At 56.5% G+C, this 271-nt stretch carries 1 protein-coding gene; it reads right to left on the bottom strand.

Annotation, left to right across the window (positions count from 1 at the left end):
* Positions 1–271 (bottom strand): AMP-binding protein (locus BK665_RS33640; RefSeq protein WP_148053297.1); only part of this gene is annotated, 271 nt, incomplete at both ends.

Below are 271 nucleotides of genomic sequence, written 5' to 3'. Positions count from 1 at the left end.
AACAACGTTTTGGCCAACGTCGCGTCATCAAACGAACGATGCGCCCAGGTCAGGAAGTTCACGGTATTGCGGTGTTCGATCATCACGCCTTTGGGCAACCCGGTCGAACCGGAGGTGTAGATCACATACGCCAGATGCGCCGAAGTCAGCCCTTCAATCACAGGATTGAAGACGGATTCGTCCTGCCAAATGCCGCTATCCAGATCGATAACCGGCATCGAAGCCTCAGCCAACAACCCCAAAGTCGCGGCCTGCGCCAACACAACGGCCG

This window comes from Pseudomonas frederiksbergensis (assembly GCF_003732665.1).
GTDB lineage: Bacteria > Pseudomonadota > Gammaproteobacteria > Pseudomonadales > Pseudomonadaceae > Aquipseudomonas > Aquipseudomonas frederiksbergensis_G.
Note: the sequence above shows the minus strand (reverse complement) of the source record. Positions and strands in the feature narration are given on the sequence as shown.